Raw genomic sequence first — 23,442 nt, forward strand, 5'->3', positions numbered from 1 at the left:
ACATAGAGGACAGTTTTTATATTATATACTCACTTATTTAAGATTTTTTTTTGATTTTTTCTTAAATTTTTAAAAAACACCTGAGGATATAAGGACTAGAAGCGGAATACTGCTCTTCCATTCTTTACGAAGAGTTAGCAAACCACGGTGTAAAAGGTTGCTAGCTGATTGATAGTTTACATCTAACAAATCTGCTATCTGATCTACACTTAAACCTTGATGATAGCGTAAATACAAGGCTTCTTTCTGGCGGCCTGGCAAATCGTTTAATAATTTATTTAAAAGAAGAACACGTTCGGCAGTTACTTCATCTTCTACCAAATTATTTTCTATAGAAAAGTCAAAAAGAAACTCCAAAACGTCTGTTGTGGTGGTTTTTCTAAACACATGATCTCTTTCATGCAAACGCGCAATTCTCTTTCTAACACTAGAAAGCAAATAGGCCTTAACTATAACATTATCTTGAAGAGAATCTCGATAAAGCCAAATATCAGCAAAAACATCTTGAATACAATCTTGCACTTTTTCAGTATACGGGCAAAGTGAATTACCATAACTGATTAAGTCTCTATAATATTTTTCAAAAAGTAAAGAAAATGATTTCTCATTACCATTTTTCAAATTGTTCCATAGAATAAAATCGTCTAAAACCTTGTTCTTTAAAATTTGGCTCATACAAAAATACTTAGGTGCGCAAAAAATCGAATCAATTTAAATCAATCGTAAAAAGGGATTAATTGCAAAGGGTTAATATTGCTTTTAAAATTTGATTCTTAACGATTATAATGAATCTGTAACAAACTATAATTTAACAAAAAGTTAAGCAATCACCTTACATTCTATCAAACCTTATCTATCACAAAAGAACCATATTTTAACATTATTTTTTGTTTTTGTGTGATAAATATAGAAAAGCAAATGATTAAAACCCAATAATTCGCTAAAATTTGCTCATTTTTCCAAATTCATCAGTATTTACCCTACTTTTTTAATTAAACTTAAAATTTACTATAATTTAAATTTTAATTAACAGATTGCATAAATAATCCCTCACAACAAAAAATTAATTAATCCAATAAAAAAGAGCCTTATGTAAGTAAGACTCTTTTTTGCTATCTATAGAAAGTCATTTAAATTTTAATAAACTTCGTTGATAAGTTTCCAGTGGCAGTTTTAACTTGAAGAATGTAATTTCCAGATTTAAATTTTGAAACATCAATTTTTGAAATATTCTGAGCATTCGGAATCACTTGAATCAATTGCCCCAGAACATTATAAACATAGACTGACTCTATTTCAACGAAATCTTTTGAATCTATTTGAAGATAATTTTGAACTGGATTTGGATAAACACTAAAAGAAGATGAAAGCTCAAAATCTTGTCTCCTTAAAGTTTTAAAAGTAGACGTCTCTTTGTTTGTCAAAATTGGAAAATTATAGTCAAAATAAATATTGGCTTCATTTTCAAAAGTATCTCCAACAACTAAAGTAGGCAATGTTTTGATTTTAAAAGCGATATAACCATCATTATTCTCATCATCAAAAGCAAGATTTATTTTTTCGAAGATAAATTCTACTTTATTTCCTTCTGAAATTTTAGTTATGTAAGAATGGCTCGAACTAGTAGGAACTAAAGTCGAAACATCAAATTTTGAAGTGTCAATTATATCTTTAATTACAACATTTTCAGCATTATAAGTCCCTGTATTTTCAAAACGAATTAGATAGTGAACATATTGACCAATAAGTTCAGGTTTAATGACTTTTCCTTCTAAACAGGTTTTATCATTTGGATCATAAGAACCCACAACGGTTTGAGGAAATTCAAAAACATTATCATCAGGTGTTTCATCAGTTTCTGCAGAATTAATGATAACTTTATACTTTAATATATCTCCGTTATTTACTGCTGGAGTTTCAACCGGAGAATTCACGTTTAAAACTAAATCAATTTCTCTGCTTTCAAATGGTTTTAGATTTAAAAAATTCCAAACTAATTTACCAGAGCTTTGATTAGAAACCACAGAGTTTGAAGAAACAAAATCCAAAATTGAATCGTCAAAACTAAGATTTAAAGTTCCTGATTGAACAGTAGTTCCTTTATTTTTATAAACCAATTTATACTTTGCATCAAAACCCGGTCTCGCAGCATCAATAGGTATTACTGCAATTTCTAAATCGTTATGCGATCCGTTTGGAACAATGCAAAAATTTTGATTGAAGGGACTTATTTGTGCAGGAAAAACGATATCGATAGACGACGGCGTAACTGTAAAATAATTTGGATCTTCTACAATAGGGATTATTTTATAAGAACCTGGAGGAACCTTTAAAGAATAATCGCCATTTGAATCTGCAGCAAAATTCTGCAACTTCGTACCATCAAAAATTGAAAACTTTAAGTGCGATGCTCCAATATCACCAGCATCACAGCCATTACTATCAACATCAATCTGGCTTTTGCCTTTTATAGTGTAGTTTGTTCCGCCTGGCTCAAATGAGCAATAATTTCCAACTAAGCAATTTTCATATTTATATGGTGCTATTTTTTCTGTAACCAATGCCAGATTAAAATCGTCATCGCAGATATATTGCAGATTAGGACAATTTGAAAAATTAAGGCCATTATAACCTAATGTATTCAAAGGTGTCTCTAAAAAACTCAAATTTTTACTAGCTCCATTCTTAATATTAAGGAATTCTAAATTTGGACAATCTGATATATTTAACTCTTTTAAGTTTTTCGAACTACTAATATCTAAGGTTTTAATTAATGTATGTCCAATCCATAAAGTCTCTAAAAGCACTTGATTTGATAAATCAATAGATTCAATTGGATTTGCCCCACCGTAACAATCTGTTATTTTTTTAGAATTTGAAAAATCGAGAAAGGTTATTTTATTATCCCAAAAATCAAAATACTCAAGCCCAGGCAATTTTGCGATATCTAAGCTTGGCAATAAATTTTGGGCACATTTAAAAAACCATAATACTGTTGAATTAGGGAGCTTTAACTCAGTAAGCTTATTTTTGTAGCAAACGAGTTCTCGCAAATGCGAACTATTCGAAACATCCAGAGATTGCAAATCATTATTGTTGCATTCTATAATTCTTAACTCTGTTAAGTTACTGACATTTAAAGAGGTTAACTTGTTTTGTCCGCAAATAAGCGAGGTCAGTTTACTTAAATTTGAAAGGTTTAAATCAGTAATCAAATTTGAAGAGCATGATAACCCAGTGAGCTTTTTTAAATTACTGACATCCAATATTTCTAAATTATTATTAGAGCAATAAAGGCCAATTAAATTAGAAAAGTTTGACAATTGATCCAGCGATGAAATATTAGATTCTCTTAAATCTAAATAGCTCACATTTAAAGCTTCAGATATTTCAATTTCACCATTGTTGTTAGAATCAATTTTAAAGTAATTTGAATTTAAATCTTGTGCGATTGTGTTAGAACCATTTGCTTGAAGCAATTTTGCCTTGAAATTGGCATCTGGAAAAGTAATTATTTGCGCTTTTGATGAAGAAAAAAAGCACAAAGCCAGTAATAGCAGGTAGTTTTTTATCATAGGTTTTATAAGTTTTTGGTGTTTAAATATATAAAACCCAAAAATAAAAACCTATAACTTCATAAAAAAAACCTTACTAATTTACTTAATAAGGTTTTTTATAATCTGATGTTTAAAAGTAACTTAAAAAGCTACATTCCATCTTGGCAATTTACCATTTTCATCCAAGAAATTTTGCAAAACCTGACCTTCAACAGCAGTTGGAATTGCTTTTGCATCACCCGCAAAAGTTTCATACCAAACTACTTCAAGCTCAGAAATATTCTCTAATTTCATTTGAGCTGGCCAAGAATATTTTCTTCCTGTTTTCGCAAACTGATGTCCGTTTACGATTTTATCATAAAGTCCACCATTTTTGCTTTTTAAAGTTCCGTCATTCTGAACAGTTCCTGTAGAACCAACCATAATCAGTTCTTTTGTATCACCTTCAACAGCATATACGATAAAGATTCCAGCGCTTCCTTCTGGCGCGTTGCAAGCTTCTTCTAAACTATCATTTACAGTAAAAGTAAAACTGTTTGTTGATTTAAATTTTTCTAATTCTTTGTACATAATTCTTTTTTAAGCTTCTAAGATACTGTCCCGATAGCTATCGGGATCGATGCTGAGTTTTATTTTATTTATGCCTCAGCCTTTAAAATGTAAAAAAGTCTCAACAAGAAATTGAGACTTTTTTTTAAAATTTGTTATTTTGAGACTTGAAAATTATCCAAGTACTTCTTTTACTTTTTTACCAATTTCAGCTGGTGAATCAACAACATGAATTCCGTTCTCTCTCATGATTTGTTTTTTAGCAGCAGCTGTATCATCAGAACCACCAACGATTGCACCTGCGTGACCCATTGTTCTACCAGCAGGAGCAGTTTCTCCAGCGATAAAACCAATAACTGGTTTACGGTTACCATCAGCTTTTACCCATCTTGCAGCGTCTGCTTCAAGTTGGCCACCGATTTCACCAATCATGATGATAGCTTCAGTTTCTGGATCGTTCATTAATAATTCAACAGCTTCTTTAGTAGTAGTTCCAATAATTGGATCTCCACCAATTCCGATAGCTGTAGTGATTCCTAATCCTTGTTTTACAACTTGGTCAGCAGCTTCGTAAGTTAAAGTTCCAGATTTAGAAACGATACCAACTGTTCCTTTTTTGAAAACGAAACCTGGCATAATACCAACTTTAGCTTCACCTGGAGTAATTACACCTGGACAGTTTGGACCAATTAATCTTGAATTTCTTTCTTTAACATAATTATTTGCTTTAATCATATCTGCTACAGGAATTCCTTCTGTAATAGCAATAATTACTTTAATTCCAGCATCAGCAGCTTCCATAATTGCATCAGCAGCAAAAGCTGGCGGAACAAAAATGATAGAAGTATCAGCACCAGCTTGGTCAACAGCATCTTTTACTGTATTAAAAACTGGACGATCTAAATGGCTAGTACCACCTTTTCCTGGAGTTACACCTCCAACAACATTAGTACCGTACTCAATCATTTGAGAAGCGTGGAAAGTTCCTTCACTTCCTGTAAATCCCTGAACAATTATTTTGGAATCTTTATTAACTAAAACACTCATGATATATATTTTATGTAGTTTTTAAATTTGTGTTGCAAAAATAAGGTTTTGTAATGTATTTTGACTCTTTTATTGTCAAAAAAATATTAAGAAAATTGACTCATTTGATAACCTCTATAAAGTTTATCATCTTTTATTTGCCAAATGGTTGCAAAATGCGCTAAAAGCATCTCCTCTCTCGGATTCTCAATTGTTTTTACAAAATGAGAGTAACGCACTGATACTAAATCATCTTCACTAATAATATGACTAATTCTAACCTTAGAACGTACATAGGCGCGGCTAAGCTCATTGGCCATTTCAATTATCGAATCATAATCCATCTGAATAAAACCTTTGCTGCTGTTCCATTCAAGCGTTACATCAGGATGCAGATATGTTTTTAAAATTTCGCTATCAATTAGGGCATCTGACTTATAAAATTTCTGAACAAATTCTTTAATAGACATATTACTTCAATTTACTTAAAATTTCAGGAATCTTCTTGATATTGGCTAATTGTTTCAATTTCTCTCTAGACTCTTCAATTGGGGTTCCAAAATATGATTTTCCTCCCTCAACTGATTTTGTTACACCCGTTTGCCCCATAACAACTGCTTTTGCTCCAATTGTTATACCGCTTGTTGTACCAACTTGACCCCATAAGGTCACTTCATCTTCTATAATCACGCAACCTGCAATACCAGTTTGCGAAGCAATCAGACATTTTTTTCCAATTACGGTATCATGGCCAACATGTACTTGATTATCTAATTTAGAACCTGCACCGATAGTTGTATCTCCAGTAACTCCTTTATCGATTGTACATAAAGCACCAATACCAACATTATCTTCAATAACAACTCTTCCGCCAGAAACTAATTGGTCAAAACCTTCAGGACGTTTTTTATAATAAAAAGCATCAGCTCCTAGAATAGTACCAGCATGTATAATAACATTGTCGCCGATTACAGTATAATCATAGATAGAAACATTAGAATGTATCAAACAGTTTTTACCTATTTTCACATGATTTCCAACAAATGTATTTGGCTGAATTACAGTACCCTCTCCTATTTCTGCAGAAGGTGCAATGGCAACATTAGCAAATTGAAACGGTTTAAAATGTTTGGTAAGAATATTGAAATCTCTAAACGGGTCGTCAGATATTAAAAGGGCTTTACCTTCTGGACATTCCACTTCTTTGTTTATCAAAACAATTGTCGCTGCCGATTGTAAAGCTTTATCATAGTATTTTGGGTGGTCAACAAAAACAATGTCTCCAGGCTCCACAACGTGTATCTCGTTCATGCCTAAAACTTGAAAGTCTTTGTCGCCAATAAATTTGCAATTAAGCAAATTGGCAATTTCTTGTAAAGAATGACTCTTTGGAAATTTCATATAGTATAATTAGAAAATTTGTCAATTAGAAAATGAGTCAATTAGAATGTGAATATACAAAATTATGTCGATTCACTTATTATCTAATTGACTCATTGTCAAATTTATCTTAATCAAAAAGACTACTCTTTTACACGCTCCATATAAGAACCTGTAGCTGTATCAATTTTAATTTTATCACCTTCGTTGATAAACAAAGGAACATTGATGTTCGCTCCTGTTTCTACTGTAGCATTTTTAGTAGCGTTTGTTGCAGTATTTCCTTTTACACCTGGTTCAGCGTAAGTTACTTCAAGAATAACAGATGCTGGCATATCTACCGATAAAGGCAAATCAGTTTCTGTATTGATTTGAACCATTACGTTTGTACCTTCTTTTAATAATTCTGGAGCATCCAAAATATTTTTGTTTAAAGAAATCTGCTCAAACGTTTCAGCATTCATGAAGTGAAATTCATCTCCCTCTGGATATAAAAACTGGAATGTATGTGTTTCAACACGAATAACGTCAATCTTGTGTCCTGCAGAAAATGTGTTATCTAATACTTTTCCAGAAGTTAAACTTTTCAATTTAGTTCTTACGAAAGCTGGTCCTTTTCCAGGTTTTACGTGAAGAAATTCAATAATTTTATAGATATCGTGATTAAATTTAATACACAATCCGTTTCTAATATCTGATGTAGATGCCATTTTGTTTTTTTATTTTAGATTTTATAATGTAGATTTCAGATTCTTTAAATAGAATCAATCTTCATTTTATTTAATGTTTATTTCAAATTCTTTTCAAAGTTCAGAAATCTATCCGATAGCTATAGGAACTAAAATAATTAGTAGTTCCCTGAATAACCTTTCATAATTCCTCTAGATGAATTTCTAATAAAATCTAGAATTTCATCTCTTTCTGGAGTTGCTTCCATTTCAGCTTCAATAATACTTAAAGCCTGAGTTGTATTATAATTCTTTTGATATAAAATTCTATAGATCTCCTGAATTTCTCTAATCTTTTCAGTTGTAAAACCTCTTCTTCTTAAACCAACAGAGTTAATACCAACATATGATAATGGTTCTTTTGCAGCTTTTGTGTATGGCGGAACGTCTTTTCTAACCAAAGACCCACCAGAAATCATAGCGTGATCTCCAATATGGATAAATTGGTGAATTGCAGCCAAACCTCCGATAACAGCATGGTTTCCAACAACCACGTGACCTGCTAAAGCAACACCATTTACAATAATTGCATTGTTTCCAATCTCGCAATCGTGAGCAATGTGCGCGTAAGCCATTACTAAACAATTGTTACCAATTACAGTCTGACCAGAAGCAATTGTTCCTCTGTTTATGGTTACACATTCTCTAATTGTACAATTATCACCAATAATGGCAAGAGAATCCTCACCTCCGAATTTTAAATCTTGTGGTACCGCAGAAATGACAGCCCCTGGAAAAATATTACAATTTTTTCCAATTCGAGCACCTTCCATGATCGTCACGTTTGAACCAATCCAAGTACCATCACCAATAACAACATTATTGTGGATTGTTGTAAATGGCTCTATTACAACATTTTTAGCGATTTTTGCGCCTGGATGAACATATGCTAATGGTTGATTCATCTGTATGTTTTATATTTTTAATTAAAATATTCTAATTTGAAACAACAAACCTAAACAATAAATTTGATAATTTATTATTGTTTTCTTGCTATTTGTGCCATTAATTCTGCTTCAGTTACTAATTTACCATTTGCATAAGCGTTAGCCTGCATATGACAAATTCCTCTTCTGATAGGAGAAATTAACTCACATTTAAAGATTAAAGTATCACCTGGCAATACTTTGTGTTTAAATTTAACATTATCAATTTTCATGAAATATGTCAAATAATTTTCAGGATCTGGAACAGTGCTTAATACCAATATTCCACCTGTTTGCGCCATTGCTTCTACAATTAATACACCTGGCATAACTGGAGCTTCAGGGAAGTGACCAACAAAGAAATTCTCATTCATAGTAACATTTTTCAATCCCACTACGTGACGATCAGACATTTCGATAATTCTGTCAATCAACAAGAATGGCGGTCTGTGAGGCAGCATAGACATGATTTTATGAATATCCATCAATGGCTCTTGATGTAAATCATAAGTAGGAACATGATTTCTCTGCTCTATTTTGATAATTTTTGCCAATTTCTTTGCAAATTGAGTATTTACAAAGTGTCCTGGTTTATTAGCAATAATTTTTCCTTGAATACGAACTCCAATTAAAGATAAATCTCCAATTACGTCAAGCAATTTGTGTCTTGCAGCTTCGTTTGGATAGTGTAAAGTCAAGTTATCCAAAACTCCGTTTGGCTTAACAGAAATCTCTTCTTTACCAAAAGCTTTCTTTAAATTCTCCATTGTAGACTCAGAGATTTCTTTATCTACATAAACAATTGCATTATTTAAATCTCCTCCTTTAATAAGTCCGTGTTCCAACAATGACTCTAATTCATGAAGGAAGCTGAAAGTTCTAGAACTTGCAATTTCAGATTTAAAGTCTGCTAAACTTTTAAGAGTAGCATTTTGAGTACCTAAAACTTTTGTACCAAAATCTACCATTGTTGTAACTTGATATTCATCGCTTGGCATAACAAGAATCTCGCTTCCTGTTGCTTCATCAGTAAAAGAGATTACTTCTTTTACTACGTAAACATTACGTTGCGCATCTTGTTCTTCGATTCCAGCTTTTTCAATCGCTTCAACAAAATATTTTGATGAACCATCCATAATAGGAAGTTCAGAGGCATTCAATTCAATAATAATGTTATCCAAATCGCAGCCAACTACTGCAGCTAAAACGTGTTCTGGTGTTTGAATTTTTACTCCTAATTTCTCAAGATTTGTTCCTCTTTGAGTATTAACAACATAATTAGCATCAGCCTCAATGACTGGTTGACCTTGCAAATCTACTCTTACAAAAGTGAAACCATTATTAACGGGTGCAGGTTTAAAAGTCATTGTAACTTCTTTTCCAGTGTGTAAACCAACTCCTGTTAGCGAAATTTCATTTTTGATGGTCTTCTGTTTAACCATTATTTCCATTTTTTGGGTTTATTATTTGTTTTTTTAATTCTTCAACTTCAGCCACAATTTTAGGCAGATTCTTAAAATGAACGTACGATTTATTAAAATCCGTATATCCAAGAGATGGCGTCCCCTGCAGAACTTCATCATCTTTAATGTTTCTAGCTACACCTGACTGCGCTTGAAGCCTAACATTATTTCCTATTGTTAAGTGACCTGCAATACCTACTTGCCCACCAATCATACAGTTTTCGCCGATTTTTGTAGAACCTGCCACACCAGTTTGAGCTGCTATCACAGTATTTTTACCAATTTCTACATTATGGGCAATCTGAATTTGATTGTCTAATTTAACTCCTTTTCTAATAATTGTAGAACCAAGAGTTGCTCTGTCAATTGTAGTATTAGCACCAATATCTACATTATCTTCAATGATAACATTTCCAATCTGAGGTACTTTACTGTATTCTCCATTTTCGTTTGGAGCAAAACCAAAACCATCTGCACCTATAATAACGCCAGAATGCACTGTGCAATTATTACCGATTACAGTTTCAGAATAGATCTTTGCACCAGCAAAGATGAATACATTATCTCCAATAACAACGTTATCACCAATAAAGCTATTTGGGTAAATTTTCACATTATTCCCTAAAACCACATTTTGCCCGATATAACTAAAACTTCCTAAATATAAATTCTCGCCATATTTAGTTCCTTCAGACATATACGACTGAGGTTCGATACCGTTTTTGTTTAATTTTACCTGATTATAAAAATGCAAAAGTTTAGAAAACGCTGCATAAGCATCTTCTACCTTTATAAGTGTAGTACTAATTTCCTGTTCAGGAATAAAGCTATCATTAACAATTGTTACTGTCGCTTTTGTAGTATATATATAATTGATATACTTCGGGTTAGCCAAAAAAGTAAGCGATCCTTCGTCACCTTCTTCGATCTTAGAAAGCTTAGAAACTTCTGCATTGGGATTCCCAACAACTTCTCCTTCTAAAATTCCTGCTATTTGTTCTGCTGTAAATTTCATCGCGACAAAAATATAAAAAATAGGATTTAAATGTTAATTTTATATAAGTTGTTTTGGGAAACAGATATAATATTTTGTTACCAATTTAGATAACGATTTCAAATTCAGCTGGTCAGAAGCTTCAACAACATCTTCAATTGTTTTATCTTTTTTCAAAATACGAATAGGTTCTGCTTCTTTGCTGTAAGCTTGGTTTTTAATTTTTCCTCTAAAAATAAAATACCCCGCATCTACAGCCGAAATTTGATGCGCTTCTGCAAACTCCTCTTTTAAAGATTGCGATTCTTCCATCGGAATTTTCTCTGCGCTAAGCTTAATTTTCAGCAAATCTCTGTTAATGATCATTTTACTTAAAGTAGAAAGTATAAAATCATTGTGCCTTTGCCAAGCTTTTAATGCGCTTATAATATCAAAATCATCTAATTGTGAAAACAAGTCTAATTTCTCTGCATCAAAATCTTCAAGCGTAATTTTATTTTGCATAAAATACATTAGAGGTTCACTGCAAGGTAGTTTAACACCTTTTAAAGTCAGCTCTTTTGCTCTTTTTAAAACTTTCATTAAAATTAATTCTGCCACCAAGCTTGTTTTGTGCAAGTAAGCCTGCCAGTACATTAATCTTCTGGAAAGCAGAAATTTCTCGACAGAATAAATTCCTTTTTCTTCAATGACCAAAACATCGTTTTCTACGTTCATCATCTGAATCAATCGTTCAGAATTTACATTTCCTTCTGCAACACCTGTATAAAAACTATCTCGTTTTAAATAATCCATTCGATCCATATCCAATTGACTCGAAATCAATTGCAACATGAATTTTCTGTGATATTCTCCTTTAAATACCTGAATCGCCAAACTTAATCTTCCGCCAAATTCTTCGTTAAGCTGATTCATAAACAATTGCGAAATGGCTTCATGATGCACATCTTCAACAATGCTTTTTTCCATTGCATGCGAAAATGGCCCATGTCCTATATCATGAAGCAAAATTGCTATTAAAAGCGCATTTTCTTCTTCTTCAGAAATAACTACATCTTTAAAACGAAGCGTATCAATGGCCTTCTTCATTAAATGCATACATCCTAAGGCATGATGAAAACGGGTATGATTGGCTCCTGGATACACCAAATATGATAATCCCATCTGTGAAATACGGCGCAAACGTTGAAAATAAGGATGCTGAATTAAGTCGTAAACCAGCTCATTCGGAATCGTAATGAAGCCATATATAGGATCGTTGAATATTTTTAATTTATTGATCTGAGTCACAGTGTGGTCATTTTTTAGGTCAACAAATATAAGTAAATAAGTATAAAGAGCTTGGTGTTTTTTATTTAAAAATCACAATCGAAATTGTAATGATTATCAATAAAATACATTTAAAAATGTTAAATTTCAAAATAAAATCATGCTTCATCTTTGGTAATTTTATACTATTTTTAATACTTTTTAAGTTCTATAACTTTAAATTGCAGTAAAATTAAATTGATTTATGGATAAGATAAAAATACTTTGGGTCGACGATGAAATCGATCTTTTAAAGCCTCACATATTATTTTTAGAAAAAAAGAATTACGAAGTTACGACTTGTAATAACGGACTCGATGCGATTGCGCTATTTGAAGAAGATAATTTTGATATTGTTTTTCTAGATGAAAACATGCCTGGAATGAGCGGATTGGAAACACTTTCTGAAATGAAAGAGAAAAAATCGGCCATCCCTATGATTATGATTACCAAAAGCGAGGAAGAATACATTATGGAAGAAGCCATTGGTTCTAAAATCGCTGATTATCTGATTAAACCAGTAAATCCGAATCAGATTTTATTGAGTTTGAAGAAAAATCTGGATGATTCGAGATTAATTACAGAAAAAACAACCTTAGATTACCAGAAAGAATTCAGAAAAATTTCGATGGAATTGGCAATGGTTAATTCATATGAAGACTGGATTGAACTGTATAAAAAATTGCTTTTTTGGGAACTAAAACTAGAAGACATCAACGATACAGCGATGATTGAAATTCTAGAATCTCAAAAAGTCGAAGCGAATTCTCAATTCGGAAAATATATCGAGAGAAATTACGAAGACTGGTTCGCTCCAAAAGCAGATAAACCAATTCAATCCAATACTTTATTTAAAGAATTAGTGGTTCCGGAAATAAAAAAGAAAGACAAACCCATTCTTTTTGTAGTAATTGATAATCTACGTTACGACCAATGGAAAGCTTTTGAAGGCGTTATTTCAAACTATTACAAACTCGAAAAAGAAGTTCCGTACTACTCTATTCTTCCTACTGCTACTCAATATGCACGAAACGCAATTTTTTCTGGATTAATGCCTTTAGAAATGGAAAAACAGTTTCCTGAATATTGGAAAAATGATGTGGAAGATGGCGGTAAAAACCTTTACGAAGCAGAATTTTTATCAGCTCAATTGAAACGTTTAGGCTTAAACATTAAGGAAGATTATTTTAAAATCACGAATTATGCTGGAGGAAAAAAACTGGCAGAAAACTTTAAGGCTTTAAAAGGAAACGACTTAGTAACGGTAGTTTACAACTTTGTTGATATGCTTTCGCACGCTAAAACCGAAATGGAAGTGGTAAAAGAATTGGCTTCAGATGACAAAGCATATCGTTCTTTGACTTTAAGCTGGTTTAAAAATTCACCTTTGTTAGAAATCATTCAACAAGCGCAACTTTTAGGCTTCAAGCTGATTCTAACAACTGACCACGGAACAATAAATGTAAAAAATCCGTCGAAAGTTGTGGGAGATAAAAATACAAGTCTAAATTTGCGTTACAAAACTGGACGCAGCTTAACATATGAGCAAAAAGACGTTTATGTAGTAAAAGAACCTAAAACTATTGGTTTGCCGGCTATAAACATGAGCAGTTCGTTTATTTTTGCCAAAAATGATTTCTTTTTGGCTTACGTAAACAACTACAATCATTATGTGAGTTATTACAAAAACACCTACCAGCACGGCGGAATTTCGTTAGAAGAAATGATTATTCCGTTCTTGGTATTTAATCCGAAATAAAAAGTTTTCAGTCGCGGTTGTCAGTCACAGTAATACTGAAAGCTGCGACTGAGACTAAATTAAATAAGTAATTAAAAATGAATATCGTTTTTTCATTAGATCAAATTCAAGAAGTTGCAGAGCAGATTATAGCTTCAAATCCTAATAAAATTATCCTTTTTAATGGAGAAATGGGAGTTGGAAAAACTACTTTGATCAAACAGCTTTGCAAAAGTCTTGGAATTACTGACGCAACTAGTAGCCCAACTTTTTCTTTAGTAAACGAATATCAAATTCCAAGCGGAAAAAAAGTCTATCATTTTGACTTTTACAGAATAAAACAAGAAACAGAAGCGCTAGATATGGGAGTTGATGATTACCTATATTCTGGAAATTGGTGTTTTATTGAATGGTCTGAAAAAATCGAAAGTTTAATTCCAGAAGAACATTCTACAATAAACATCAAATTACTTTCTGACGGTAAAAGAGAGTTAGAATTGGTCTAAAAATATTCAATCAGTACTTTTAATTGAGGGATATTATATTTCTTAACTTTTCGCTTTGAGTATTAGCAGAATTTTTACACTAATTTTAAAACTTTTTACGTAATTTGTACTCTTAATTTTTTGCACAATCCATGTCAATCACGTTAACTCCATTTACAAAACAACAATTAATACCACAGGAAGAAAAACTTGAGGTTGGTCGTTTTAAAAGAGAACTTTTTATAGGAATCCCTAAAGAAACAAGTTATCAGGAACGTCGTATCTGTCTTACGCCCGATGCAGTCGCTTCCTTAACTTATGAAGGACATCGCGTTATGATAGAATCTGGCGCTGGAGAAAGTTCGAGTTATACTGATAAAGAATACGCCGATGCAGGCGCAGAAATTACAAAAGATACTAAAAGAGTTTTTGGCTGTCCGTTTCTATTAAAAGTAGAACCGCCAACTTTAACTGAAATAGAAATGATAAATCCTGAAACAGTTATTATTTCTGCTATTCAGCTAAAAACCAAAAAGAAAGAATATTTCGAAGCTTTAGCAAAAAAGAAAATCACTGCCTTAGCTTTTGAATATATAAAAGATGAAGACGGATCTTATCCTGCCGTAAAATCCCTAAGCGAAATTGCTGGAACAGCTTCAATCTTAATTGCAGCCGAATTAATGATTACAAACGAATTCGGGAAAGGACTTTTATTCGGAAACATAACTGGCGTTCCTCCTACCGAAGTTGTAATACTTGGTGCTGGAACTGTTGGTGAATTTGCCGCTAAAACAGCAATTGGATTAGGAGCCAATGTAAAAGTTTTCGATAATTCGATCACTAAATTACGTCGTCTGCAGAACAATTTAAATCAAAGAATTTTTACTTCAACCATACAGCAAAAAGGTTTATTAAAAGCTTTAAGACGCTGTGATGTCGCAATTGGCGCCATGCGTGGTAAAGAACGCTGTCCGATTGTGGTTAATGAAACAATGGTTGAACACATGAAAAAAGGTGCTGTAATTGTTGACGTCAGCATTGATACTGGCGGTTGTTTTGAAACATCTGAAGTTACGACTCATGAAAAACCAACATTCATAAAAAACAATGTTTTACACTATTGTGTGCCAAATATCCCTTCAAGATATTCTAAAACTGCTTCATTATCAATCAGTAACATTTTAACACCTTATTTACATCAGATAGCCGAAGATGGTGGTATTGAAAGTGCCATTCGATGTAACAAAGGCCTTAAAAACGGAATTTATCTTTATCACGGAATCCTAACAAATAAAGCTATTGGTGACTGGTTCGATCTTCCGGATAACGATATTAATTTACTTGTATTTTAAGGGAACTTTAGTGTACCTTTGCAAAAAATTTATTTCATGAAGTTCGTACATCGTTTTGCATATTACCTGATTGGTCTCGTTATGGGATGTTTTATTGTATCAGGATTTTTTATCGGAAAAGACACCCGATGCAATTATTTTCCAAATGCCAGAGTTTTAAACAATCTTAGAACAAAACCATTTCAATATTCTCCAAAAGCTGTTCAGACTTTAAACGAAAAATGGGTTGACACAGCAGATATCAAAAACACCTTAACTTACGGAGATGTGGATTTTGACCAAAGTAACATTCCGTTCAAAAAAGGAAAACTTTATATCATTGAAGGAAAAACAGTAAAAAATCAAGAAATTATTCTGAAAGTGGTTAATTATGAAAACAAAGCCGTTTTAGAAGAAATCGTAAAAAAGTAAAAAGAAACCCAATAACAAAACAGTTATTGGGTTTTCTTTTATAAATATATTTCTCAAAAATCACAAAGCCAAAAAGTTTTTTCTCTTTGTCACTTTGCAATTCTGAACCTTTGTAACTCTAAAAAATTACCATTCAATTTCTTTCAATCCTTTTGATTTCAAGAAATCATTGGTCTGACTGAAATGTTTATTTCCAAACCAAAAACCTCTATTGGCGCTCAAAGGCGAAGGATGTCCCGATTTTAAAATATGATGTTTTGAAGCATCAATCAAAGAAGCTTTCTTTTGAGCAAAACCGCCCCAAAGCAAGAAAACAACATTTTCTTTTTCAGCAGAAATTTGTTTAATCACGGCATCAGTAAATTTTTCCCAGCCTTTTCCCTGATGACTTCCTGCCTCAGATTGTCTTACTGTTAAAGTTGCATTTAGAAGAAAAACACCTTGGTCTGCCCAACGCTCCAAGTTTCCAGTTTTTGGCAGCGGTTTACCCAAATCCGTTTCGATTTCTCTAAAGATATTATATAACGAAGGTGGAAAAGGAATTCCGTCATTCACAGAAAAACACAAACCATTTGCTTGATTTGGTCCGTGATAAGGATCTTGCCCAATAATAACCACTTTTACTTCATCAAAATGGCAATGATCAAAAGCAGAAAAAATCTGGCTCCCTTTTGGGTAGCAAACTTTTGTCGCATATTCCGATTTCACAAATTCAATTAAATCTTTGAAATATGGTTTTTCGAATTCTTCATTCAAAACAGGCTTCCAAGAAGAATGCATTTTTACGTCCATAATTTTTTTTTATGCGAATTTCAGAAATAAATACTTAAAATCAAAAAAGTCCAAAGTCTAAAGCTAAGTAAACTAAAAACTATAATTCATAATTCACAATTCATAACTCATAATTCATTATTGTTTTCGTACTTTTGTCTTTGCTTTCATAAAGAAATTAAATGATCAGTATTACCGAAAAAACGTTACAAGACTTACAATTTCCAACCGTTCTCGAAACCATTTCTGATGGTTGCAACACCGACATTGGAAAAGAAAAGGCTTTACAAATAAAACCATTTAGAGATAAGGAAGAATTAATGCAAGCTTTGATGCAGACGTCAGAGTACGTGTCTTCTTTTCAAAATAATAACGCCATTCCGAATCACGGATTTGATGCCATAACGCATGAAATTAAGTTTCTTGCCATAGAAGACAGTTTTCTGGAAGTAGGGAGTTTTAGAAAAATCGCCAATCTTTCTGCGACTACAAATGTCTTGTTGAATTTCTTAAAAAAGTTTGATGATTATTATCCAAACTTAAACGCAAGAGCTTCTCGAGTAGAATTAACCAAAGATATTATAACAGCAATTGATGCGATTGTAGATAAGTACGGAGAAATAAAAGACAATGCTTCTCCTACTCTGTCTGGAATTCGTCAGAATATGAATTTGGTTCGCGGAAAAGTAAACCAAAGTTTTGGCGTGGCTTTAACTCAATACAATAGCTTGGGTTATTTGGACGACATTAAAGAGAGTTTTGTACAAAACCGTAGAGTTTTAGCGGTATTAGCTATGTATCGCCGTAAAGTGAAAGGCTCAATTTTAGGAAGTTCTAAAACTGGAAGCATTGCTTACATTGAACCTGAAGCGACTCTAAAATATTCTCGTGAATTAGCGAATTTAGAATATGAAGAGAAAGAAGAAATTACGAGAATTTTGAAGAATTTATCAAACGTAATTCGTCCTTATCTTCCTTTATTAATTGAATATCAAGACTTTTTAAGTGATATTGATGTTGTTGCTGGAAAAGCAAAGTATGCAAATCGCATTAACGGAATCTTACCAGCAATTACAGAAGAAAGAAGATTGTTTTTTAGAGAAGCCTATCATCCGATTTTGTATTTGACTAACAAACAAAAACAAGAAGTTACGCATCCGCAGACGATTGAACTGAAACAAGAAAACAGAATTATTGTAATCTCTGGCCCAAATGCTGGAGGAAAAACTATTTCTTTAAAAACAGTTGGATTATTGCAATTAATGCTGCAATCAGGAATATTAATTCCGGTTCATGAAAGAAGCGAAACTTTCTTGTTCGACAGAATCTTAACCGATATTGGAGACAACCAATCTATTGAAAATCATTTAAGTACTTATTCCTATCGTTTAAAAAACATGAATTACTTTTTAAAGAAATGTAATCGAAAAACCATGTTTTTGATTGATGAATTTGGTACAGGTTCTGATCCTGAACTGGGTGGTGCTTTGGCTGAAATTTTCCTTGAAGAATTTTATCATCGTGAAGCTTTCGGAATTATCACAACGCATTATGCGAATTTAAAAATTTTGGCAAACGAGTTGCCTTATGCAACAAATGCCAACATGATGTTTGATGAAAAAACTCTTGAACCAATGTACAAACTGGCTCTTGGCCAGGCAGGAAGTTCTTTCACTTTTGAAGTGGCGCAAAAAAATGGAATTCCATTTGGATTGATTAATCGCGCAAAAAAGAAAATCGAAGTTGGAAAAGTCCGTTTTGATAAAACTATTGCCAATCTTCAAAAAGAGAGATCGAAGCTTGAAAAAACTTCTCTCAATTTAAAAGAAGAAGAAACTCGTGCACGTGAGGAAAGCAAAAAGATGGAAACCATCAATACCAAGATTCAGCAAAAACTGGAAAGCTATCAGGAACTATACGATAGCAATCAGAAGATTATATATATAGGACAAAAAATTGATGATATTGCTGAGAAGTATTTCAACAACAAAAACAAAAAAGAACTTATCGGCGAATTTTTGAAAATTGTTGAGATAGAAAATTCAAAACGTAAAAAAGCTACTCCGAAAGAAGTCAAAGCAAAAGTTGAAAAGCAAAAAGAAATTATTGCCGAAGTTCAGGTAAAAGTTGAAGAAATTCGAAAAGAGAAAAAAGAGAAAAAACTTAAACCTGTCGTAGAAAAACCTAAACCAATTTTAAAAGTTGGTGACCGAGTAAGAATGCTCGATGGTAGATCGGTTGGAAGCATAGACTTAATCGAAAAAAATAAAGCAACTGTAAATTATGGCATTTTTACTTCGAAAGTAAGTTTGGACGAATTGGAATTGGTAGAAGCTATTAAGAAATAAAGTTTTAAGTCGCAGTGACAGTTTTCACTATAAAAAATTGATCAAAAAACGCCAAAATTAAAATAAAGCGATTTAAGCGATTGTTTTAAAAATTACACAAAAGAAGGTCAGCATTATTTTTAAATCGATTTAGAGTAATTTATGAAAGCTGTTTTCGATTTACTAAATTTATACAAAAATAAAATTCGATAGATAAAATTAATTTATTGATATTATATATAACTTTTATAAAGTTTTAATTTTAAAGCCATATAATGGAAAGCCTTCCCATAAATAAAAAAATTGTTCTTTTTGACGGAGTTTGTAATCTCTGCAGTTCCGCTGTACAATTTATTATAAAACATGACCGAAAAGACATTTTTAGATTTGTCGCATTACAATCAGACTTAGGAATTTCGATTTGCAAACATTTAGGGATCAGTTTTTCAAAAATGGACAGTATTATTTTATATGATCCTGGAACAGCTTATTTTTATAAATCTTCTGCAATTATTGAAATTGCTAAAAATTTCGGAGGCTTTTGGAAACTCACTCCAATTTTTAGAATCGTGCCCATTTTTATAAGTGACAAAATTTACGATTATGTTGCGAAGAATCGATACAATTGGTATGGCAAAAAAGAAAGCTGCATGATTCCAACTCCGGAGCTGAAAGAGAAGTTTCTTTAAGAAAAATTTCAAATTCTGAAATTCCAATTTTCCACAATATTATCATTTCGACGAAGTAGAAATCTTCGCAAGTAACTCCGTAACGAAAACCCAATCTTCGAGCTTCTCTTGGAGATTTCTCCTTCGTAGAAAAGACATACTATGTATTAACAAAAATCCCAAATTCACAATAATTGGAATTTGGGATTTTTAAAAATTGGAAATTAATTAAAGTTATCTAATCAATTTTCTGTATTTCAAACGTTTTGGAGTTAAGTCACCACCTAGACGTTTCTTTTTGTTTTCTTCGTAATCAGAGAAACTTCCTTCAAAGAAATAAACTTCAGAATTTCCTTCAAAAGCTAGAATATGTGTACAAATTCTATCCAAGAACCATCTATCGTGAGAAATAATTACGGCACAACCTGCAAAATTCTCCAAACCTTCTTCAAGTGCACGAAGTGTATTTACGTCAAGGTCGTTCGTAGGCTCATCCAGTAAAAGGACGTTTCCTTCTTCTTTCAAAGTCATAGCTAAGTGTAAACGGTTACGTTCTCCACCAGATAGCATTGACACTTTTTTGTTTTGCTCTCCGCCACCAAAGTTGAAACGAGATAAGTAAGCTCTAGAATTTACTTGCTTTCCTCCCATCATAATTAATTCTTGACCATCTGCAAAGTTTTCCCAAATAGATTTATTCGGATCAATATTGGCGTGAGACTGATCGACGTAAGCGATTTTTACAGTTTCACCAACCGTAAATTCTCCGCTGTCAGTTTGTTCTTCTCCCATAATCATTTTAAAAATGGTAGATTTACCAGCACCATTTGGTCCAATAATTCCAACAATACCTGCTTGTGGCAAAGTAAAATTCAGATTATCATATAATAATTTATCGCCAAAAGCTTTAGCAACATTTTTAGCTTCAATAACATTTGTTCCTAAACGAGGACCATTCGGGATGTAGATCTCTAATTTCTCATCCAATTGTTTTTGATCTTCATTCAATAATTTGTCGTAGTTCTGCAAACGCGCTTTTTGTTTTGTCTGACGACCTTTAGCACCTTGACGAACCCACTCCAGCTCACGCTCTAAAGTTTTTCTACGTTTAGAAGCCACTTTTTCTTCTTGAGCCAAACGGTTTGATTTTTGATCCAACCAAGAAGAATAGTTTCCTTTCCATGGAATACCTTCTCCTCTATCTAACTCAAGAATCCAACCTGCCACATTATCAAGGAAATAACGGTCGTGCGTTACAGCAATTACAGTTCCAGAATATTGTGCTAAGTGTTGCTCTAACCAAAGAACTGACTCAGCGTCAAGGTGGTTGGTAGGCTCATCTAATAACAATACATCTGGTTGCTGTAATAACAAACGACATAAAGCTACACGACGACGCTCTCCTCCTGAAAGATTTTTAATTGGCGTATCACCTTCTGGAGTACGCAACGCATCCATTGCGATTTCTAATTTTGTATCGATTTCCCAAGCACCAAGCGCATCAATTTTGTCTTGTAATGCTGCTTGACGGTCCATCAATTTATCCATTTTATCTTGATCTTCGTAATACTCTGGAAGACCAAATAAGTCATTAATTTGATTGTATTCTTCTAAAACCGCCATAGTTTCAGCAGCTCCTTCACGAACAATTTCGATAACTGTCTTAGAATCATCAAGAATTGGTTCTTGCTCCAAGTATCCAACTGTATAACCAGGTTGAAAAACTACGTCTCCTTGATAGTTCTTATCAACTCCAGCAATGATTTTCAAAAGTGAAGATTTCCCAGAACCATTTAAACCTAAAATACCAATTTTCGCTCCGTAAAAGAAACTCAAATAAATATTCTTAAGAATCGGTTTGTCTGCTCCTTGATAGGTTTTACTCAATTTCTGCATTGAGAAAATTACTTTCTTATCGTCTGACATTTTTTATATTTTATTTTAATTATTTAATTAGATTTGAGATTAATATTGCCGCTATTTAAATTAAACCCTGCCTTTTAAAGCATTGAATACCCAGGCATTTGCAAAAAAACCAACTCCAACAGCACCAAATCCCCAGCCTGAAACATCACTGTACCTAAAGATTCCAAGACCTATAAGCAACAATCCCATAAGGACCATTATTAAAGTAGCCCATCCTAAAATGGTATTTTTATTCATTCCCATAGTTTATAAATATTTTAATGCAATTTTTTTAGAAAGGCAAATATCGTGAATTTTAACGGCTTAATTAAAAATTTTATAAAGCATTTCTTTTAACAAATCAGATTGAGGTAAAGCATTAGCTCCCACACCTTTACTCTTAACATCAATATCTCGTAAAGCACCAACAATCTGACTTACTTTTCGCATTGGATAATTTTTTACTGCCAAATCATATTCTTTTAAGAAATACGGATTCACTCCAAGTGCTGATGCCACATTTTTAGGACTCTTATCTTTTAATCCATGGTATTTTAGAAGCTGAACAAAAAAACCGAATACCAATCCTGTAGTCATAACAAGAGGATATTCTTTCGGATTATGGGCAAAATTTTCCGCTATCTTATAAGCTTTCAATTGATTGCGTTCTCCAATAGCTTTTCTAAGTTCGAATACATTGTAATCTTTACTGAAACCTATATTTTCTTCAATGTGCTCGGCTGTAATCATTGTTCCCTGTGGTAAAATAATCTGCAGTTTCTCCAGCTCATTATTGATTTTACTCAAATCGGTCCCTAAAAATTCTACAAGCATAGCATTTGCTTTGGGATCAATCGTATATTTTTTTCCAGCTAAAACACGTTTAATCCAGTCTCCAACCTGATTTTCGTATAATTTTTTGCTTTCATAAACAACGCCTTTCTGACCTAAAAGTTTAGTAACTTTTTTACGCTTGTCCAGCGTTTTATATTTATAGCAAAAGACCAAAACAGTAGTCTGCATCGGGTTTTCGACATAAGATTCGATTTTATCAATTGTTCTAGATAAATCCTGCGCCTCTTTTACTATAACAACTTGACGTTCAGCCATCATAGGATAGCGCTTGGCCGTTGAAATTATATCATCAACAGACACATCTCTTCCATACAAAACTGTCTGATTAAAGCCTCTCTCTTCTTCAGCCAAAACATTCTCTTCAATATACTCCGAAAGCTTATCTATATAATAAGGTTCTTCACCCATTAAAAAATAAATCGGTTTAATATCTCCGGCTTTTATATCATTAACAATTTTTACTACTTCGTCCATTTAAAATTTGTTTCAAGTTTAAAGTTTCAAGTTGATACGAAACCTCAAACTATTTTTTATTTTTGCTTTATGCTTAAACTAAATTTCCCAACTTACACTTTCCGATTCAAAAATAGCGAAAATAAAGTGTCTATTTTTGATGAAATCAGGAAAAAATTTATAATTCTTACTCCAGAAGAATGGGTTCGTCAGCACGTTGTTCATTATCTGATGCATGAAAAAAAATATCCAAAATCACTCATTAATGTAGAGAAAGTTTTAACGGTCAATGGATTACGAAAACGATATGATGTTGTTGTGTTTAACTCAGATGGTTCTATACATATATTGGTAGAATGTAAAGCACCTGAAGTCAAAATCTCTCAAGCAACTTTTGATCAAATTGCGCGTTACAATATGACAATGCAGGCACGGTTTTTGAAAGTCACAAACGGACTAAGTCATTTTTACTGTCAGATGGATTTTGAAAACGAACGATATGAGTTTTTAAGAAGTCTGCCCGACTATAAAGAAAACCATTTATAA

The 23,442-nt window shown here is 32.7% G+C and carries 22 protein-coding genes; 7 read left to right on the forward strand and 15 right to left on the reverse strand.

Features of this window, described 5'->3' with window-relative positions; translation table 11 throughout:
* Window positions 1-69 precede the first annotated feature (69 nt).
* From BLP44_RS08810 to BLP44_RS08860, 11 genes are all read right to left on the reverse strand, one after another.
* Complete coding sequence (locus BLP44_RS08810; RefSeq protein WP_091131817.1) at window positions 70-675, reverse strand: RNA polymerase sigma factor; 606 nt, start codon at window positions 673-675, stop codon at window positions 70-72.
* A 455-nt stretch (window positions 676-1,130) separates the two neighbouring features.
* A complete protein-coding gene (locus tag BLP44_RS08815) occupies window positions 1,131-3,575 on the reverse strand; it encodes a DUF7619 domain-containing protein (RefSeq protein ID WP_091131821.1) in 2,445 nt (814 codons plus the stop codon).
* Window positions 3,576-3,698: 123 nt separating this feature from the next.
* Window positions 3,699-4,127 carry a hypothetical protein gene (locus BLP44_RS08820; protein ID WP_091131824.1) on the reverse strand — a complete coding sequence of 143 codons (429 nt, stop codon included), beginning with the start codon at window positions 4,125-4,127 and terminating at the stop codon, window positions 3,699-3,701.
* A gap of 153 nt (window positions 4,128-4,280) precedes the next feature.
* Window positions 4,281-5,153 (reverse strand): succinate--CoA ligase subunit alpha, encoded by an 873-nt coding sequence (gene sucD, locus BLP44_RS08825; RefSeq protein WP_008464045.1) that lies wholly within the window; start codon window positions 5,151-5,153, stop codon window positions 4,281-4,283.
* 86 nt (window positions 5,154-5,239) lie between these two features.
* A complete protein-coding gene (locus tag BLP44_RS08830; protein ID WP_008464044.1) occupies window positions 5,240-5,602 on the reverse strand; it encodes a nuclear transport factor 2 family protein in 363 nt (120 codons plus the stop codon).
* Window position 5,603: 1 nt separating this feature from the next.
* On the reverse strand, window positions 5,604-6,533 hold the full coding sequence (locus BLP44_RS08835) for a UDP-3-O-(3-hydroxymyristoyl)glucosamine N-acyltransferase (protein ID WP_091131828.1): 930 nt from the start codon (window positions 6,531-6,533) through the stop codon (window positions 5,604-5,606).
* 122 nt (window positions 6,534-6,655) lie between these two features.
* Window positions 6,656-7,222 (reverse strand): elongation factor P, encoded by a 567-nt coding sequence (efp, locus tag BLP44_RS08840; RefSeq protein WP_008464042.1) that lies wholly within the window; start codon window positions 7,220-7,222, stop codon window positions 6,656-6,658.
* Between the two features lie 137 nt (window positions 7,223-7,359).
* Window positions 7,360-8,145 carry an acyl-ACP--UDP-N-acetylglucosamine O-acyltransferase gene (gene lpxA / locus BLP44_RS08845; protein ID WP_008464041.1) on the reverse strand — a complete coding sequence of 262 codons (786 nt, stop codon included), beginning with the start codon at window positions 8,143-8,145 and terminating at the stop codon, window positions 7,360-7,362.
* 74 nt (window positions 8,146-8,219) lie between these two features.
* Complete coding sequence (locus BLP44_RS08850) at window positions 8,220-9,608, reverse strand: bifunctional UDP-3-O-[3-hydroxymyristoyl] N-acetylglucosamine deacetylase/3-hydroxyacyl-ACP dehydratase (RefSeq protein WP_008464039.1); 1,389 nt, start codon at window positions 9,606-9,608, stop codon at window positions 8,220-8,222.
* Window positions 9,601-10,644: a UDP-3-O-(3-hydroxymyristoyl)glucosamine N-acyltransferase gene (gene lpxD, locus BLP44_RS08855; RefSeq protein WP_008464038.1), complete on the reverse strand. Its 1,044-nt coding sequence runs from the start codon at window positions 10,642-10,644 to the stop codon at window positions 9,601-9,603. The genes BLP44_RS08850 and lpxD overlap by 8 nt, the downstream gene beginning before the upstream one ends.
* Before the next feature lie 39 nt (window positions 10,645-10,683).
* On the reverse strand, window positions 10,684-11,913 hold the full coding sequence (locus tag BLP44_RS08860; RefSeq protein WP_091131831.1) for an HD domain-containing protein: 1,230 nt from the start codon (window positions 11,911-11,913) through the stop codon (window positions 10,684-10,686).
* 223 nt (window positions 11,914-12,136) lie between these two features.
* Here BLP44_RS08860 and porX point away from each other — a divergent pair, with 223 nt between their 5' ends.
* From porX to BLP44_RS08880, 4 genes are all read left to right on the forward strand, one after another.
* Window positions 12,137-13,690, forward strand: coding sequence for a T9SS response regulator signal transducer PorX (gene porX / locus BLP44_RS08865; protein WP_008464034.1), 1,554 nt, complete (start codon window positions 12,137-12,139; stop codon window positions 13,688-13,690).
* A gap of 77 nt (window positions 13,691-13,767) precedes the next feature.
* Complete coding sequence (tsaE, locus tag BLP44_RS08870; RefSeq protein ID WP_091131835.1) at window positions 13,768-14,175, forward strand: tRNA (adenosine(37)-N6)-threonylcarbamoyltransferase complex ATPase subunit type 1 TsaE; 408 nt, start codon at window positions 13,768-13,770, stop codon at window positions 14,173-14,175.
* A gap of 131 nt (window positions 14,176-14,306) precedes the next feature.
* Window positions 14,307-15,506 carry an alanine dehydrogenase gene (locus BLP44_RS08875; RefSeq protein ID WP_008464031.1) on the forward strand — a complete coding sequence of 400 codons (1,200 nt, stop codon included), beginning with the start codon at window positions 14,307-14,309 and terminating at the stop codon, window positions 15,504-15,506.
* 36 nt (window positions 15,507-15,542) lie between these two features.
* Entirely contained in the window at window positions 15,543-15,917 is a 375-nt protein-coding gene (locus BLP44_RS08880) for a DUF4258 domain-containing protein (RefSeq protein WP_008464030.1), read from the forward strand.
* A 126-nt stretch (window positions 15,918-16,043) separates the two neighbouring features.
* Here BLP44_RS08880 and BLP44_RS08885 read toward each other — a convergent pair whose 3' ends face one another.
* Window positions 16,044-16,709: a uracil-DNA glycosylase gene (locus tag BLP44_RS08885; protein ID WP_008464029.1), complete on the reverse strand. Its 666-nt coding sequence runs from the start codon at window positions 16,707-16,709 to the stop codon at window positions 16,044-16,046.
* 161 nt (window positions 16,710-16,870) lie between these two features.
* Here BLP44_RS08885 and BLP44_RS08890 point away from each other — a divergent pair, with 161 nt between their 5' ends.
* Window positions 16,871-19,036, forward strand: a complete 2,166-nt coding sequence (locus BLP44_RS08890; RefSeq protein ID WP_066034678.1) for an endonuclease MutS2 — start codon at window positions 16,871-16,873, stop codon at window positions 19,034-19,036.
* 254 nt (window positions 19,037-19,290) lie between these two features.
* The gene (locus BLP44_RS08895; protein WP_035691022.1) at window positions 19,291-19,704 is read left to right on the forward strand and encodes a thiol-disulfide oxidoreductase DCC family protein; all 414 of its coding nucleotides are present in this window, start codon (window positions 19,291-19,293) and stop codon (window positions 19,702-19,704) included.
* Between the two features lie 213 nt (window positions 19,705-19,917).
* Here the strand turns inward: BLP44_RS08895 and ettA are convergent, their stop codons facing one another.
* From ettA to holA, 3 genes are read right to left on the reverse strand one after another with little or no spacing between them, the layout of a single operon-like run.
* The gene (gene ettA, locus BLP44_RS08900; RefSeq protein ID WP_091131839.1) at window positions 19,918-21,609 is read right to left on the reverse strand and encodes an energy-dependent translational throttle protein EttA; all 1,692 of its coding nucleotides are present in this window, start codon (window positions 21,607-21,609) and stop codon (window positions 19,918-19,920) included.
* A 60-nt stretch (window positions 21,610-21,669) separates the two neighbouring features.
* Window positions 21,670-21,852: a CAL67264 family membrane protein gene (locus BLP44_RS08905; RefSeq protein ID WP_008464023.1), complete on the reverse strand. Its 183-nt coding sequence runs from the start codon at window positions 21,850-21,852 to the stop codon at window positions 21,670-21,672.
* Window positions 21,853-21,912: 60 nt separating this feature from the next.
* Window positions 21,913-22,917: a DNA polymerase III subunit delta gene (gene holA, locus BLP44_RS08910; protein ID WP_008464021.1), complete on the reverse strand. Its 1,005-nt coding sequence runs from the start codon at window positions 22,915-22,917 to the stop codon at window positions 21,913-21,915.
* A 69-nt stretch (window positions 22,918-22,986) separates the two neighbouring features.
* Between holA and BLP44_RS08915 the strand changes: the two genes are divergently transcribed.
* Window positions 22,987-23,442: a type I restriction enzyme HsdR N-terminal domain-containing protein gene (locus BLP44_RS08915; RefSeq protein WP_091131843.1), complete on the forward strand. Its 456-nt coding sequence runs from the start codon at window positions 22,987-22,989 to the stop codon at window positions 23,440-23,442.

It is taken from the genome of Flavobacterium anhuiense, assembly GCF_900101855.1.
Classification (GTDB): Bacteria; Bacteroidota; Bacteroidia; order Flavobacteriales; family Flavobacteriaceae; genus Flavobacterium; species Flavobacterium anhuiense.